The sequence below is a fragment of the Paraburkholderia graminis genome, from assembly GCF_003330785.1.
In the GTDB taxonomy this organism is placed as follows: Bacteria; Pseudomonadota; Gammaproteobacteria; order Burkholderiales; family Burkholderiaceae; genus Paraburkholderia; species Paraburkholderia graminis.
This window is the reverse complement of sequence record NZ_CP024935.1, coordinates 681,148-696,448: the sequence shown is the minus strand read 5'-3', so window position 1 is coordinate 696,448 and position 15,301 is coordinate 681,148. Positions and strand designations below refer to the sequence as shown.

Annotated in this window: 15 protein-coding genes; 11 read left to right on the top strand and 4 right to left on the bottom strand. The window is 63.4% G+C overall.

Features of this window, described 5'->3' with window-relative positions:
- Positions 1–34 precede the first annotated feature (34 nt).
- Both CUJ91_RS21320 and CUJ91_RS21315 read left to right on the top strand, forming a co-directional pair.
- Positions 35–313: a DUF1488 family protein gene (locus CUJ91_RS21320; protein WP_006046561.1), complete on the top strand. Its 279-nt coding sequence runs from the start codon at positions 35–37 to the stop codon at positions 311–313.
- Positions 314–343: 30 nt separating this feature from the next.
- Positions 344–1,135: a phosphate/phosphite/phosphonate ABC transporter substrate-binding protein gene (locus tag CUJ91_RS21315; RefSeq protein ID WP_006046560.1), complete on the top strand. Its 792-nt coding sequence runs from the start codon at positions 344–346 to the stop codon at positions 1,133–1,135.
- Positions 1,136–1,191: 56 nt separating this feature from the next.
- Here CUJ91_RS21315 and CUJ91_RS21310 read toward each other — a convergent pair whose 3' ends face one another.
- The 4 genes from CUJ91_RS21310 to CUJ91_RS21295 all read right to left on the bottom strand — a co-directional run bounded on the left by CUJ91_RS21310 (position 1,192) and on the right by CUJ91_RS21295 (position 6,922).
- Positions 1,192–3,219: an acetyl/propionyl/methylcrotonyl-CoA carboxylase subunit alpha gene (locus CUJ91_RS21310; RefSeq protein ID WP_114157053.1), complete on the bottom strand. Its 2,028-nt coding sequence runs from the start codon at positions 3,217–3,219 to the stop codon at positions 1,192–1,194.
- Between the two features lie 72 nt (positions 3,220–3,291).
- Positions 3,292–4,077: an enoyl-CoA hydratase/isomerase family protein gene (locus CUJ91_RS21305; protein ID WP_107707607.1), complete on the bottom strand. Its 786-nt coding sequence runs from the start codon at positions 4,075–4,077 to the stop codon at positions 3,292–3,294.
- Positions 4,078–4,105: 28 nt separating this feature from the next.
- A complete protein-coding gene (locus CUJ91_RS21300; protein WP_006046557.1) occupies positions 4,106–5,713 on the bottom strand; it encodes a carboxyl transferase domain-containing protein in 1,608 nt (535 codons plus the stop codon).
- A gap of 27 nt (positions 5,714–5,740) precedes the next feature.
- Positions 5,741–6,922 carry an isovaleryl-CoA dehydrogenase gene (locus tag CUJ91_RS21295; RefSeq protein ID WP_006046556.1) on the bottom strand — a complete coding sequence of 394 codons (1,182 nt, stop codon included), beginning with the start codon at positions 6,920–6,922 and terminating at the stop codon, positions 5,741–5,743.
- Positions 6,923–7,197: 275 nt separating this feature from the next.
- Between CUJ91_RS21295 and CUJ91_RS21290 the strand changes: the two genes are divergently transcribed.
- The 9 genes from CUJ91_RS21290 to CUJ91_RS21250 all read left to right on the top strand — a co-directional run bounded on the left by CUJ91_RS21290 (position 7,198) and on the right by CUJ91_RS21250 (position 15,238).
- The gene (locus CUJ91_RS21290; RefSeq protein ID WP_053859356.1) at positions 7,198–7,953 is read left to right on the top strand and encodes a TetR/AcrR family transcriptional regulator; all 756 of its coding nucleotides are present in this window, start codon (positions 7,198–7,200) and stop codon (positions 7,951–7,953) included.
- 112 nt (positions 7,954–8,065) lie between these two features.
- A complete protein-coding gene (locus CUJ91_RS21285; RefSeq protein ID WP_114157052.1) occupies positions 8,066–8,488 on the top strand; it encodes a MarR family winged helix-turn-helix transcriptional regulator in 423 nt (140 codons plus the stop codon).
- Positions 8,489–8,569: 81 nt separating this feature from the next.
- Positions 8,570–8,992: a MarR family winged helix-turn-helix transcriptional regulator gene (locus CUJ91_RS21280; RefSeq protein WP_006046553.1), complete on the top strand. Its 423-nt coding sequence runs from the start codon at positions 8,570–8,572 to the stop codon at positions 8,990–8,992.
- A gap of 86 nt (positions 8,993–9,078) precedes the next feature.
- Positions 9,079–10,179 (top strand): HlyD family secretion protein, encoded by a 1,101-nt coding sequence (locus CUJ91_RS21275; RefSeq protein ID WP_006046552.1) that lies wholly within the window; start codon positions 9,079–9,081, stop codon positions 10,177–10,179.
- Between the two features lie 7 nt (positions 10,180–10,186).
- Positions 10,187–11,794 carry a DHA2 family efflux MFS transporter permease subunit gene (locus CUJ91_RS21270; RefSeq protein ID WP_114157051.1) on the top strand — a complete coding sequence of 536 codons (1,608 nt, stop codon included), beginning with the start codon at positions 10,187–10,189 and terminating at the stop codon, positions 11,792–11,794.
- Between the two features lie 10 nt (positions 11,795–11,804).
- Positions 11,805–13,238 carry an efflux transporter outer membrane subunit gene (locus tag CUJ91_RS21265; protein ID WP_114158020.1) on the top strand — a complete coding sequence of 478 codons (1,434 nt, stop codon included), beginning with the start codon at positions 11,805–11,807 and terminating at the stop codon, positions 13,236–13,238.
- Positions 13,239–13,323: 85 nt separating this feature from the next.
- Positions 13,324–14,544 (top strand): NRAMP family divalent metal transporter, encoded by a 1,221-nt coding sequence (locus tag CUJ91_RS21260; RefSeq protein WP_114157050.1) that lies wholly within the window; start codon positions 13,324–13,326, stop codon positions 14,542–14,544.
- On the top strand, positions 14,541–14,909 hold the full coding sequence (locus CUJ91_RS21255; protein WP_244231068.1) for a hypothetical protein: 369 nt from the start codon (positions 14,541–14,543) through the stop codon (positions 14,907–14,909). Before CUJ91_RS21260 ends, CUJ91_RS21255 begins: the two co-directional genes overlap by 4 nt.
- The gene (locus CUJ91_RS21250; protein WP_114157049.1) at positions 14,906–15,238 is read left to right on the top strand and encodes a hypothetical protein; all 333 of its coding nucleotides are present in this window, start codon (positions 14,906–14,908) and stop codon (positions 15,236–15,238) included. Before CUJ91_RS21255 ends, CUJ91_RS21250 begins: the two co-directional genes overlap by 4 nt.
- Positions 15,239–15,301 lie beyond the last annotated feature (63 nt).

Genomic DNA, 15,301 nt, shown 5'->3' with positions numbered 1-15,301 from the left:
ACGACTCAGGCGCGCGCGCGAAAAGGAGGTCGCCATGTCGGTCTATGTGGATGAAGGATTCCGGCCCTGTGTCACGGAGCGCGCAACGGTCGCGTTCAGGGTCTGCTGGGACGACCGGGCGCAGGTTTTCGAAGTCAGCGCGGACGCGCTCATCGCCTATTGCGGCGCGGCAAGCGCGCGCAAGAAAGACTTGCTGCTCGCGTTCGAGGGCGCGCAAAGCGAGATCCTCACAGTGGCCGCACGGAAGTGGACGTTCCGGCCGACAGAGCCAGTGCCACTAGGCGTCGACGAATTCCGTATGATCATGCATTAGTCCACCCACTCGCCATGCAAGCACTGCGCCATGACCTGGATCGCCGCCCTGCCGATGTACAACGTCACGCCCTCGCTGGAAAACGAGTGGCGCGGGTGGCTTGCGGACGTGCTGCGCATGGTCAAGCCGGCGTGCCGTATCGTCGATCCCGATGAAGAATTGCACGGCTTCTGGCGGCGGCCCAATCTGCTGATTTCACAAACCTGCGGTTATCCGTTGATGCACGGTCTGCGCGAGCAGGTGCAACTCGTCGCGACGCCGCGTTTCGACGCGCCCGGTTGCGAAGGCGCGCATTACTCGAGCGTGATCGTCACGCGCGCCGACGCGCCATTCGATACGCTGGCCTCGTGCCGCGGCGCGCGCGTTGCCTACAATCAGGACGATTCGAATAGCGGCATGAACGCGCTGCGTCATGCAGTGGCGCCGCACTCGCAGGAAGGCGCGTTTTTCCGCGCAGCGCTGCGCACCGGCTCGCATGTCGGTTCGTTGCGGGCCGTCGCGGACAATCACGCGGACGTCGCCGCGATAGATTGCGTGACCTTCGCTTTCGTCTGCGATGAAATGCCGGAACTGGCGCGGCAGGTTCGACGCATCGGCATGACAGCGGCGTCGCCGGGTCTGCCGTTGATTGCGTCCGACACCGTGCCGGCCGCGACTGTTGAAGCACTGCGCGACGCACTGAACGAAGCGCTGGCATTGCATCCCGAACGCGCAAAACGCCTGCGTTTGCAGGGGTTTTCCGCGTTGCCGCTCGAGGACTACGAGCGCATCGCGCAGCTTGAGAGCGAGGCGCGCGCGGTGGGGTATACGCGGCTTGGCTGATACGGCGCCGATTGGCTCAGCCTGTCGGCGCGCTTAATCGTGCGCTTATTCCCGCGCTACTGCACGTCCAGCACCAGAAGCTGCGCGCCGTCGGCAACCTGATCGCCCACCGCATACAGCACTTCCGACACAACGCCGGCCGCCGGCGCGCCGATGGTGTGCTCCATCTTCATCGCTTCCATCACGATGAGCGGCGTGCCCTTCTCCACCACCGTGCCCGGCTCGACGAGCACCGCGATCACCTTGCCCGGCATCGGCGCGGTCAGCCGGCCTTCGCCATGTTCCGCATCCGCGGCGTGCGCGAGCAGGTTCTGCCACTCGAACGCCAGTGCGTGACCGAGGCAGAACACATGAAACGTATCGCCGTCGATAAAGACGCGCCCCGTGGCCCGCGCATCGCCGATGGTCGCGCGATATTCATGCAAGCCCGAACCGCTCGACCACGTGAAGCCTTCGCGGAGACCGTCGTGTTCGAGCGTTTGCGTGCCGCCGTCGCGCGCGAACGTGACCGTGAACGCATTGTCGTCTTCGACACTGCGCCAGCCTAGGGTCTGCGCGTAGCCGCCATTCAGACGCCAGTGCGACAGCGCATCCCAGGGCGACGCGCCGTGCGCGGTGCCGCCCTCGCGCGTGAGCAACGCGCCGCACGCGAGCGCGAGCGCTTCCTTGAACGGCTTTTTCACGGGCGCGAACAGGGCCTCGTGATGCCGTTCGATCAGACCGGTGTCCAGATCGCCGCTCGCAAACGGCTCGCTTTCGACAATGCGCTGCAGAAACTCGACGTTCGTATGCGGCCCGACCACTTCGCATGCGTGCAACGCACGGCTCATTCGCGCCAGTGCTTCTTCTCGCGTCGCGCCGTGCACGATCAGCTTTGCGATCATCGGATCGTAGAACGGCGTGATCGTGTCGCCCTCGCGCACGCCGCTGTCGATACGCACCGGCGCTTTACGGCCAGGCTCGCCGAGGCCGGCCGCGTCGATCGCGAATTCCACGCCTTCAGGCATGCGCAAATGCTTGAGCGTGCCGGTGGACGGCAAGAAGCCGCGCGCCGGATGCTCCGCGTAGATGCGCGCCTCGATCGCATGGCCGTCGATCTTGAGTTGATCTTGCGTCAGCGGCAACGGCTCGCCTGCGGCCACGCGCAGTTGCCATTCCACCAGGTCCTGGCCCGTCACCATCTCCGTGACCGGATGCTCGACTTGCAGACGCGTGTTCATTTCCATGAAATAGAACTCGCCGGTAGCCGTCATGATGAACTCGACCGTGCCCGCGCCGACATAGCTCACCGCGCGCGCGGCAGCGACTGCGGCCTCGCCCATTTCACGCTTGATTTCCGCGGACAATCCCGGCGCGGGCGCCTCTTCCAGCACCTTCTGATGACGACGCTGCACCGAGCAGTCGCGATCGAACAGATACACCGCGCCGCCGTGACGATCCGCGAAAACCTGCACTTCGACGTGGCGCGGCCGCGTCAGATACTTTTCGATCAGCACGCGATCGTTGCCGAAGCTGCTCGCCGCCTCGCGCTTGCACGAAGCGAGCGCCGCCACGAAATCCTCGCTGCGCTCGACCACGCGCATGCCCTTGCCGCCGCCGCCCGCGCTCGCCTTGAGCAGAACCGGATAGCCGATCGAATCCGCCTCGCGATGCAATAGTTCGGGGTTCTGATCGTCGCCGTGATAGCCGGGCACGAGCGGCACCGCGGCCGCATGCATCAGCGCCTTCGCGGCGGCTTTCGAACCCATCGCCGCAATCGCGTCGACCGGCGGTCCGATGAATACGATGCCCGCCGCTTCGCATGCATGCGCGAAGTCTTCGTTCTCCGACAGAAAACCGTAGCCGGGATGCACCGCCTGCGCGCCCGTCGCGCGTGCCGCTTGGATAATGCGCTCGATGCGCAGATAGCTTTCCGCCGCGCTCGCGCCGCCGATATGCACGGCTTCGTCGCACGCGCTCACGTGTTTGGCATCGGCGTCCGCATCCGAATAGACGGCCACGCTGGCGATGCCGAGCCGCTTGCAGGTCGCCGCGACGCGGCACGCAATCTCGCCCCGGTTGGCGATCAGGATCTTGTTGAACATGTGTTGTCTCGATCTCGGGATATTCTTCTGGTGAACGCCTCAAGGCGCCGCGCAATGTCGGTGAGCCGCACGTCAGTCGCGCCAGGCGGGCGTACGCTTTTCGAGGAACGACGCGACGCCTTCGCGGCCTTCCGCACCGGCTCGCGTGCGAGCGATGCGCGCCGCCGTGTCTTCGATCAATGCATCGTTCAGCTCGCGGCCGGCCATGTCCTGCACGAGTTGCTTGCAGGCGCGCACCGCTTCTGGACCGTTGGCGCAGAGCGTTTGCGCGATCTGCTGCACGGTGGCGTCGAGTTGCTCCGCGCTGACCGCTTCGCTCACGAGCCCGAGGCGCAGCGCGGTCGCGCAGTCGAACTGCTCGGCGGTGATGAAGTAGCGCCGCGACGCCTGCTCGCCCAACGCGCGTATCACGTACGGCGCGATGGTCGCCGGAATCAGGCCGAGACGCGCCTCAGAAAGACAGAAGCGCGCGCTTTCCACCGCGACCACGATGTCGCACGCGGACAAGAGGCCCATGCCGCCCGCGTAGGCGTCGCCGTTCACGCGCGCGATCACCGGCTTGTTGCAGCGATAGATGGACGACAGCATGCTGGCGAGCAACATTGCGTCGGCGCGGTTCTCGTCGTGCGAGTAGCCGGCCATCTTCTTCATCCAGTTCAGATCGGCGCCCGCGCAGAACGCCTTGCCGTTCGCGGCGAGCACGACTGCGCGCACATCGTCGCGTGTGTTCAGCGCGGTGAAGGCCGACGTGATGTCGGCGATCATCGTTTCGTTGAACGCATTGCGCACGTCAGGACGATTCAGCGTGACGGTCGCGACGTGTCCGGCGATCTCGACATTCAGCGTTTCATAGTGCATCGTGGCGGCTCCCATGCGTCGCGCTCTGTCACATCCGGAACACGCCGAAGCGTGTGTCTTCGATCGGCGCATTCATCGCCGCCGACAAACCGAGGCCGAGCACGTCGCGCGTTTGCGCCGGGTCGATCACGCCGTCGTCCCACAGGCGCGCGCTGGCATAGTACGGGTGCCCCTGATGCTCGTACTGCTCGCGAATCGGCTGTTTGAAGGCTTCTTCTTCGTCGGCGCTCCATGAACCGCCGCGGCTTTCGATGCCGTCGCGCCTGACCGTGGCGAGCACCGACGCGGCCTGCTCGCCGCCCATCACCGAAATGCGCGCGTTCGGCCACATCCACAGAAAGCGCGGCGAATACGCGCGGCCGCACATGCCGTAATTGCCCGCGCCGAACGATCCGCCGATGATCACCGTGAACTTCGGCACCTTCGCCGTGGCAACGGCCGTCACCATCTTCGCGCCGTTACGCGCGATGCCTTCGTTCTCGTACTTGCGGCCCACCATGAAGCCCGTGATGTTCTGCAGAAACACGAGCGGAATCTTGCGCTGGCAGCATAGTTCGATGAAGTGCGCACCCTTGAGCGCGGACTCCGAAAACAGAATGCCGTTGTTTGCAATGATGCCGACCGGATGCCCCCAGATATGCGCGAAGCCGCACACAAGCGTCGTGCCGTAGCGCGCCTTGAATTCGTCGAATGCCGAGTCGTCGACGATGCGCGCGATCACCTCGCGAATGTCGAACGGTTTGCGCGTGTCGACGGGAATCACGCCGTACATGCTCTTGACGTCATAGCGCGGCGGCTTCGGTTCCTGCAACGCGACCGGCACATGCTTCGTACGATTCAGATTGCCGACGATGCTGCGCGCAATCGCCAATGCATGCGCGTCGTTCTGCGCGAGATGATCGACCACGCCGGAAAGACGCGTATGCACGTCGCCGCCGCCGAGGTCTTCGGCGCTCACCACTTCGCCGGTTGCCGCCTTGACGAGCGGCGGACCGCCGAGAAAAATCGTGCCCTGGTTCTTCACGATGATCGACTCGTCGCTCATGGCCGGCACATACGCGCCGCCCGCGGTGCACGAGCCCATCACCACGGCAATCTGCGGAATGCCCGCAGCGGACAGATTCGCCTGGTTGTAGAAGATGCGGCCAAAGTGGTCGCGGTCGGGAAACACGTCGTCCTGATTCGGCAGATTCGCGCCGCCCGAGTCGACCAGATACACGCACGGCAAGCGGTTTTCCGCGGCGATTTCCTGCGCGCGCACGTGCTTCTTCACGGTGACCGGATAGTAGGTGCCGCCCTTGACCGTCGCATCGTTGCAGACGATCACGCACTCGTGGCCCGCAATTCGCCCAATGCCGGTGATGACGCCCGCGCCCGGCGCGTCGTCGTTATACATGCCGTAGGCCGCGAGTTGCGAGAACTCGAGAAACGGCGTGCCCGGATCGAGCAGCTTTTCGATGCGCTCGCGCGGCAGCAGTTTGCCACGGCCCGTGTGCTTTTCGCGCGCGGCCTGGCCGCCGCCCAGCGCGAGTTTCTCGACCTTCGCGCGAAGATCGTCGACCAGCGCCTCGAGCGCGGCCGCGTTGGCGCGAAAGTCGTCGGAGCGCGGATTCAGCTTGGATTCGATGATCGGCATCGCGTCGTTCTCCTCGTGTGGCCCGGCTTACATCGTTTCCGCAAACAGCTCGCGGCCGATCAGCATGCGACGGATCTCGCTCGTGCCCGCGCCGATCTCATAGAGCTTCGCATCGCGCCACAGACGTCCAACCGGATACTCGTTGATATAGCCATTGCCGCCGAGAATCTGGATCGCTTCGCCGGCCATCCACGTGGCTTTTTCCGCGGTATAGAGAATCACGCCCGCGCAGTCCTTGCGAACCTGGCGCACGTGCTCCGTGCCGAGCGTATCGAGTTGACGGCCGACCGCGTACAGATACGCGCGGCATGCCTGCAACGTGGTGTAGAGATCGGCGACCTTGCCCTGAATCAACTGGAATTCGCCGATCGACTGGCCGAACTGTTTGCGGTCGTGGATATACGGCACGACCGCGTCCATCACCGCGACCATGATGCCGGTCGGGCCGCCCGCAAGCACGGCGCGCTCGTAATCGAGGCCGCTCATCAGCACCTTCACGCCGCCGTTCAGTTGACCCAGAATGTTTTCTTCGGGCACTTCGACGTCCTGGAACACGAGTTCGCCCGTATGCGAGCCGCGCATGCCGAGCTTGTCGAGCTTCTGCGCAACCGAAAAACCCTTCATGCCTTTTTCGACGATAAACGCGGTAATGCCGCGCGAATTCGCTTCGACGTCGGTCTTTGCATACACAACCAACGTGTCGCAATCGGGGCCGTTGGTGATCCACATCTTCGTGCCGTTCAGCACGTAGTGATCGCCTTTCTTGTCGGCGCGCATCTTCATGCTCACGACGTCCGAGCCCGCATTCGGCTCGCTCATCGCGAGCGCGCCGACATGTTCGCCGGAGACGAGCTTCGGCAAGTACTTCTGCTTTTGCGCGTCGGTGCCGTTGCGATGAATCTGGTTCACGCACAGATTCGAATGCGCGCCGTATGAAAGACCGACCGACGCCGACGCGCGCGAGATCTCTTCCATCGCGACCATATGCGCGGTGTATCCCATGTTCGCGCCGCCGTATTCCTCGGAGACCGTCATGCCGAGCACACCGAGATCGCCGAATTTGCGCCACAGGTCCATCGGAAACTGATCCGTGCGATCGATTTCGCCGGCACGCGGCGCGATTTCTTTCGCAGCGAACCCGGCAATGCTGTCGCGCAGCATTTCGATTTCTTCGCCGAGTGGGAATTGCAAACCGGGCAGGTTGCTCATTGCTGTGTCTCCAGAGTTCATTGGCGACCGGCTGGCTTTGCCGGCGAATTCGTGTGTGGCCACGTCTGCGGCCGTATGCGGAATCGCATCTTCCGATCTTTAAGGCGCGACGTTCAACGCGCATTTCACGCCAGATTTACGTAAGCGTCAATAGGTATTTTTGAGTGTCACTCAGAAAACGGGTTGACCCAGTTCATTGGCTTGCCACTTGTGATAGCATCGAATCGACCGGGTTTTCCATACGAAGCTCGCCGATAAATTTGACCTCGACTCATATGACGGTTGCTATCAAGCCCGAACTGCCCGCGTCGCGTCGCCAGCCGGCCGGGCGCAAGTCGCAGCAGCGCGTGAAGGAAATTCTTCAGGCGGGCCGCGATGTGTTCTCCGAAAAGGGCTATGAACGCGCGACGACCGCGGAGATCGCTCAGCGGCTAGGCGTTTCGGAGGCCACCGTGTTCAGCTATTTCCGCGGCAAGCGCGAGTTGTGCGCGCGGGTAATCGGCGACTGGTACGACGAAATCATCGGCGCAATCGAATCCGGACTGCCGCGCGACGGCACCGTGCGTCAGCAGTTCGCGTTCATCGTGCGCACGCATTTGCGGCTGATGCTCGTGAACGGCACCGACCTCTGCGCGCTCGTGCTATCGGAAGGCCGCGCGCGGCATCATGAATTGAGCGAAGCGCTGACCGAATTGCAGCGCCGCTACACCGCACCGTTGATGCGCGTCCTGGCGGAAGGCCAGGAAAGCGGCCAGATTCGCGCGGACATGCCGTTGCGTTTATTACGCTCGATGGTGTTCGGCCCGATGGAACACGTGTTGTGGGACGCGACGCTGGCGAAGCGGCATACCGACATCGAAGCCACCGCGGATCAGCTGATCGAAGTCCTGTGGGCCGCGTTGACGCCGCCCGATCCCGCGGTGAATGCATTGCAGCAGTTCCGCGCGGAAGTGGCGGAAGCCAACCGGCGTTTCGACGAAGCCACGCGTGAAACGGCCGCGCGCGCTACGAACCCGGCCAGCGGCGAATAGCGTTTCAGCGCCGCCATCGGCACCGCTGTTGTAGTTCCAGCAATGCAGCGTTTCAACGCATCGACCGTTGATCCGCTTGACAGTGTGCTTATACACACATAGAGTGCCACCCATGAACCGCCCTATCTCCTACGACGAATGCAACTGCTTCGCGCTGCGCCAGGCGGCACGTCATGTCACGCAAATCTATGAGCGCCATCTCGGCCGCGTGGGCTTGACGGCTGCCCAGTTCACGATTCTTGCGAAGCTCGCGCGCACGCCCAATTTGCCGATATTGGACCTCGCGGACGCCATGGTGATGGAGCGCACCACGCTCCTGCGCGCGATGAAACCCTTGCAGCGCGACGGACTGGTGGTGGCCGAATCGGCGGAACACGACGGCCGTACGTTTCTGTTCAGCCTGACGGAGCAAGGCGAAGCCATGTTCGATCAGGCCGCCATTGCGTGGCGCGCCGCGCAGGACGAATTCGAACAGAAATTCGGCAGTGCGCGCGCCAAAGTTCTACGCGCCGAACTCTTTAGCATCACCGACTAATTAGCGACTCGCGTGCTCGTTCAACAGCGATCGGTTCGCCCTTAAATGTGCATATGCACTAACTGATAAGGAAACGCGGAAATGCAAGAACTGTTCGACGACGATTGCTTCGCAATCCGCCAGGCCGCGCGCTATGTCTCGCAAATATACGACCGGCACCTCGCTCATGTTGGGCTCACGATTACGCAGTTTTCGCTGCTAGGAAGGCTTAGACGCACTGGCGCGATGACCATGAAGCAAATGGCCGAAGCCATGCGCATGGAACGCACGACCCTCGTTCGCACCGTTCAGCCGCTGCGCCGCAACGGCCTCGTGTCGAGCGACGCACTCGGCGCCGACGCGCGCGCGCTGACCGTCACGATCACGCGAGCGGGAGAAGAACGTCTGAAGGCGGGCGGTCAACATTGGCAGGCCGCGCAAGCCGAATTCGAGCATCGTTTCGGCGAACGGCGCGCGGCCGCATTGCGCGGCGAACTGTTTGCCGTCACCCACGATTCCAACTGAAGTCGCGGACACAGCGACATGCGGCTCACGCAATCGTCGGGCCGCTTTTTTTCAACGTAAAGAGTGCATACACACAGGCCGACAACATGTCCACTACTCCATCGACTATCGCCCCGCCGAGCGCGGCGCAGACCGCGAGACCGGCACGGCGCATTCCGTGGATGCTGCTCGCGATCATCACCGTGCTTGCCGTGCTCGCGCTTGCGGTCTCGTACTGGTTCTTCGTCGGCCGCTTCTACGAGACAACGGACGATGCTTACGTGGGTGGCGACGTCACCGTGATGGCGCCGAAGGTCAACGGCTTCGTGACGAACGTGCTCGTGCGCGACAACCAGTTCGTCCACGCGAACGACGTGCTGATCCAGCTCGATGCGCGCGATTACGACGCGCGGCTCGCGCAAGCCAGAGCGGAAGTGCGCAGCGCGCAAGCCGCGGTGATCGAACTGCAGGCGAAGAAATCGTTGCAGCTCGCCACCATCAACCAGCAGGCCGCCGAAGCGCGCGCGTCCGGCGCCGAATTGACGCGCAGCGCCGCGGATCAGACGCGCTACCGCGAACTCGTGAAGGACGATGCGGTGTCGAATCAGGTCGTCGAACGCGCGGATGCCGATCTCGTCAAGGCACGCGCGGCGGTCGATCGCAGCGCGGCCGCGTTGACCGCGGCGCAACGCCAGATTGCCGTGCTCGATGCGCAGATCGGCGACGCCGAGGCGCGCATCGCGACAGCGCAAGCCGCCGAGCGCGTGGCGGCGTTGAACGTGGAGTACACGACCATTCGTGCGCCGATCGACGGCTATATCGGCAATCGCACCGCGCGTGTCGGCGTGCTGGCGAGCGCGGGTGTGCCGCTCTTGACCGTGGTGCCGTCGGGCGGATTGTGGATCGACGCGAACTTCAAGGAAGACCAGTTGAAGAAGATGCGCGTGGGCGACAGCGTCGACGTCGATCTCGACGCCTTCAGCACGCCCATTCACGGCGTGGTGGAAAGTCTCGCGCCGGCCACCGGCGCGACGTTCAGCGTGCTGCCCGCGGAAAACGCCACCGGCAACTTCACGAAGATCGTGCAGCGCGTGCCGGTGCGGGTGCATCTTACTGTGCCGAAGAACATGGAGGGCGCGTTGCGTCCCGGCCTCTCGGCCACGGTGAAAGTGCATGTCGATAGCGGCAAGACGCCGGCGCGCGGCTGAGCCCATCATGACTCAAGCTCTCGCCAACTCCGCCGGCCCTGCCACGCCCGCCGCCCCCGCCAATCCCGCCGACCTGCCGACGCGAATCAAAGTCCTGGCCTTCACGCTGATGTGCGTCGGCTTTTTCATGGCAACGCTCGACATCCAGATCGTTGCGTCGTCGCTGAAGGACATCGGCGGCGGCTTGTCCGCGAGTCAGGACGAACTGTCGTGGGTGCAGACGTCGTATCTGATCGCCGAAATCGTGGTGATTCCCATGTCCGGCTGGCTCACGCGTGTGTTTTCCACGCGCTGGGTGTTCGCGTTTTCCGCGCTCGGCTTCACGATTGCGAGCATGTTGTGCGGTCTCGCGTGGGACATCAACTCGATGATCCTGTTTCGCGGCCTGCAAGGGGCGCTCGGCGCCGCGATGATTCCGACGGTGTTCACCACCGCGTTCGTGCTGTTTCCCGGCAAGCAACGGCTGATTGCATCGACCACGATCAGCGCGCTCGCCACGCTCGCGCCGACCATCGGCCCGGTGATCGGCGGCTGGATTACGTCGCAATGGTCGTGGCACTGGCTGTTCTATCTGAACCTGGTGCCGGGTGTCGCCGTCGCGTTGCTGGTGCCGAAATATGTGCACTTCGACAACGCCGACCTGTCGCTGCTGAAGAAGGGAGATTACTTCGGCATCCTTTTGATGTCAGGCTTTCTGGCCTGCCTCGAATACGTGCTGGAGGAAGGGCCGCGCAAGAACTGGTTCGGCGACGACGTAATCGTGACGTGTACGTGGATCACGGCGATTTGCGGTTTTCTGTTCATCGTGCATGCGTTCACCGCCAAAGAGCCGATCGTCGATCTGCGCGCGTTGGCCATCCGCAACTTCGGCATCGGCAGTCTGCTGTCGTTCATTACCGGCATCGGCATTTTCTGCGCGGTGTTTCTGACGCCCGTGTTCCTGTCGCGTGTGCGTGGCTTCGATTCGCTGCAGATCGGCGTGGCCTTGCTATCGGTCGGCTGTTTTCAGTTGGCCGCGATGGTGGTGTACTCGGTGGTCGCGCGCTTCGTCGACATGCGGATTCTGCTGGTGATCGGTCTCGTGCTGTTCGGCCTCGGCTGTTATCTGTATGTGCCGTTGACCAGTCAATGGGGCTGGCGTGAGTTGCTGATCCCGCAGGCGTTACGCGGCATCGGCCAGCAATTCTGTATCCCGCCGATCGTGACGATGGCGCTCGGTTCGTTGCCGATGTCGAGGCTTCGTTCGGCTAGCGGCCTCTTTAATCTGATGCGCAACCTCGGCGGCGCGATCGGCATTGCGGTGAGCAGCACGATGCTGAACGACCGCCTGAACCTGCACTACGAGCGGCTCGACGAACATCTGAACGCGGGGCGCCCGGTCGTCCAATCGGTGTTGCAGCAGCAGACCGCGCATTTCGCGGCAGTCGGCGGCAACGCGTTGAACGCGGCCAACGCCGGACTCGCGCAACTGCACGCGCTGCTGATGCGCGAAGCGCTTGTGCTTACGTTCTCCGACACTTTCTTCGCGTTGTCGCTGTGTTTCGTGGTCGGGCTGTTGAGCGTGCTGTTATCGCAGCCGTTCGGTAATGCAGCGCCGCCGCCCGATGCCCATTAAGGAATTCGACATGAAACCGAACTTTGTCAAAGTACTGGCGAGCGCCGCGTTGCTGACGCTCGCGGCGTGCGCGGTGCAACCGGAAAAGCATGCGGATTTGCCGCTCACCGTGAAGACCGTCGCACCTGCCGCGTGGAATGTCGATGCGCCGCAAGACGCCGTGAGCGCCAACGCATGGTGGGCCCAATTCGGCGATCCGGTCATGCATCAACTGGTCGAATCCGCGTTGACCGGCAACCTCGATGTGCAGGCGGCAGTGGAGCGCGTCAGGCAGGCGCAAGACCTGGCGAAGCAGAATCGCGCGGCGCTGCTGCCTGAACTCAACGCGAGCGCCACCGCGTCGAACTCGCGCCAAAACACGCCGCCGCCCCTCGGCTATGTGCGCCAGGCCGGCGTCGGCTTGACGGCGAGCTGGACGCCCGACGTGTTCGGCGGCGAACGTCTCGCCGTGCTGGCCGCTCAGGCGCAAGTTTCGGGACGGCAGTCGGCATTGAACGAAGTGCGCCTCGCGCTCGCGGCGAATACCGCCGCAGCCTATATCGATCTGCGCTGGGCGCAAGCGCAGTTGCAGATTCTCAGCGACAACGAGACGATCCGCGCCCGCGCGCTGAAGCTCACGCAACAGCGCCTGCGCTACGGGCTGTCGACGCAACTCGACGTGGCGCGCGCGCAGAATCAGCTTGAGGATTTGCGGGCGCAGATTCCGCGCGTGCAATCGGCGGTGCAGCATCAATTGAGTTTGATCGCGGTGTATTCGGGGCGCACGCCGGAGAGCGTCGATACGCTGGTGCTCGCCAGCGCACGCGAGATTCCGGTGCCCACGCAAAGCGCGCCGCAGACCTTGCCATCAGAAGCGTTGTTGCAGCGGCCGGACGTACGCACCGCCTACGCGACGGTCGAGCAGCGCGCCGCGGAAGTCGGCGTGTCGAAAGCGCAGCGCTATCCGCAGTTCCGCCTCAATCTCGCCGACGGCCTGCTGGCCTCCTCTTATCTCGGCTTGCCGACGCTCACCGACAACCTGTTCAGTGCCGCGTTGAACGCGACGAGTCCGATCTTCAACGCGGGCCGCATCACCGCGAATATCGATGCGAGCGAAAGCCGCATGCGCGAATCGCAGCTCGCATTGCAGCAGACCATGCTGCAAGCGCTAAAGGAGATCGAGGACAACCGCAGCGATCTGGTCAACGGCGCAGTGCAGGTGCAGCGCCTTGGCGGTGCGCTGGATGCGTCGAACCAGGCGCTGCGTTTATCGAGCGAACTGTATAAGGGCGGCGCGTCGAGCTTCCTGGATGTGCTCGCCGCGCAGGAGGCGTATCTGCGTGACGCGGAGTCGTTGAACCAGGCGAAACGCGAGCATGCGCTTTCGGCCGTCTCGTTGTATCGGTCGCTTGGCGGCGGCTGGGATGTGCATGACGCAGTCGCGACCGTGTCGGCAAACAACTGATCGACCGATGCTTTTGCCTACGTAAAGTCATCACGCCGGGAACAAATCATGCTGCACGACGGCTGAGTTCCTGCCGGGCCGGGTGATGAAAAAACTGCTCGAAATCTGCCTCGGCGTCGTGACGGGCGTCGGCGGCTTTCTGGAGATGGGCTCGCTGGCGACAGCCGTACAAGGCGGTGCCGCGTTTCGCTTTCAGCCTGGCTGGGCCATCCTCGTCGGCACCGTGTGCCTCGTCTTTCTCACGGAGATGGCGGGCCGGTTCTCCGCGGTCAGCCGGCATACGATCGCCGACGGCATTCGCGACCGCTTCGGCGTGAAGTTCTTCCTGTTACCGCTCATCGCGGTCGTCCTCGTCAATGCGCTGGTTATGTCGGCGGAAATCGGAGGCGTCAGCGTTGCGCTTGAGATGGCGACCGGCATCAAGCATCCTTGGTGGGCGTTTCCCGTCGCGTTGCTTGCGTGGTGTGTCTTGTGGCGCAGCACATTCGGCGTGATCGAAAAAGGAACCTCGCTGCTCGGCCTCGTCACATTAAGCTTTGTCGCCGCGGCTATCTTGCTCAAGCCCGACTGGCATCAGGTGGCACGCGGTCTCGTGCCCAGCGCGCCGCATCACGATCCCGCGAACTACTGGTTCACGGTGGTCAGCATTCTCGGTGCGTCGATCACGCCTTCGCTGTACCTGTTCTATTCGTCAGGCGCTATCGAGGATCACTGGGACCGCGGCTATCTCGGCGCGAATCGGGCGATTGCCGGTTTGGGCATGGCCTTCGGCGGCGGGATTTCACTGGCTGTTCTGATTGCGGCCGCCGTCGTTTTTCCGGCGCACGGCATCGCGCGCGTCGACGATTATCAGCAGTTGCCGCTGACGCTCGTCGCGGTGTTCGGCTTCTGGGGCTTCGTGCTGTTCATCGCGTCGCTCGCTTTCGCGTGCTTCGGCGCGACGCTGGAAATGGCGCTCGAGCAGGCGTACTTCGTCGCGCAAGGTTTCGGCTGGAACTGGGGCAAAAATCGCAAGCCGCGCGACGACCCAGGGTTTAGCCTCGTGTACACCTGCGCGCTCGCAATCAGCGCGATCCCGATTGCCGCGGGCGCCGATCCGCTGAAACTGACGGTATTCTCGATGGCGCTGAGCGCGTTTAGCCTGCCGCTCACGGTCGTTCCGTTTCTCGTGCTGATGAACGACGAGAGTTATGTCGGACGTCATCGCAACGGCGCGTTCTCCAATGCGGTAGTCACGGCGATCGTCGCGCTGAGCTTCGTGCTGGCAATCGTCACGCTGCCGCTGCAGATAGCCGGAGGCACATGATGGATCTCGTGCGAGACATACTCGACAAACAACTGGTGGATCGGCACGGCGCGAAGATGGGCCGCGTCGATGGAATCGTCGTTGAGCTGCGCCACGGCCGGCCGCCCGAGGTGATTGCGCTCGAGACCGGCCCGATAACCATAGGGCGACGCATCGGCAAGAGTGCCGCGGCCTGGGTCACGCGTCTCATGATCCGTATCGGCGGCCCACAGAACGGCGAGCCCTACCGCATTCCATGGAATCGCGTGCGCCGCATCGAGATCGATATCGGCGTGGACGCCGACGTGGCCGATACGCCGCTTGGCAGGCGGCAGAACTGGTTGCGCGAACATATTGTCGGGCGCATTCCGGGGGCTCGGCGATGACACAACTCAACATCGAGCTTGTGCTCGGTCGCGAAGTGCGCTCTCGCGATGGCAAGCGACTCGGACATATAGAAGCAATCCATCTCGCACGCGACGGAGACTCGCTATTCATCAGCGAATTCCACATCGGCCCCGATGCGTTGCTTGAGCGTCTCGCGGTGGGATTATTGCCGCAGTGGCTGCGTGAAGTGGTCCATCGCAGGAATCAGTCGCGCCGCCATCGGCTTGCGTGGGACCAGATGGACCTTAGTGATCCGCGACATCCGCGGCTGATTTGCGACGAAGCTCAACTCAGGAAGCACGCGCACACAGATGACGGCCGGGCGTGAAGCCGTGTTGCGTTGAAGTGTCCGAAGGAACGTCACGTCAACTCGACGAGGCATCGAACGGCG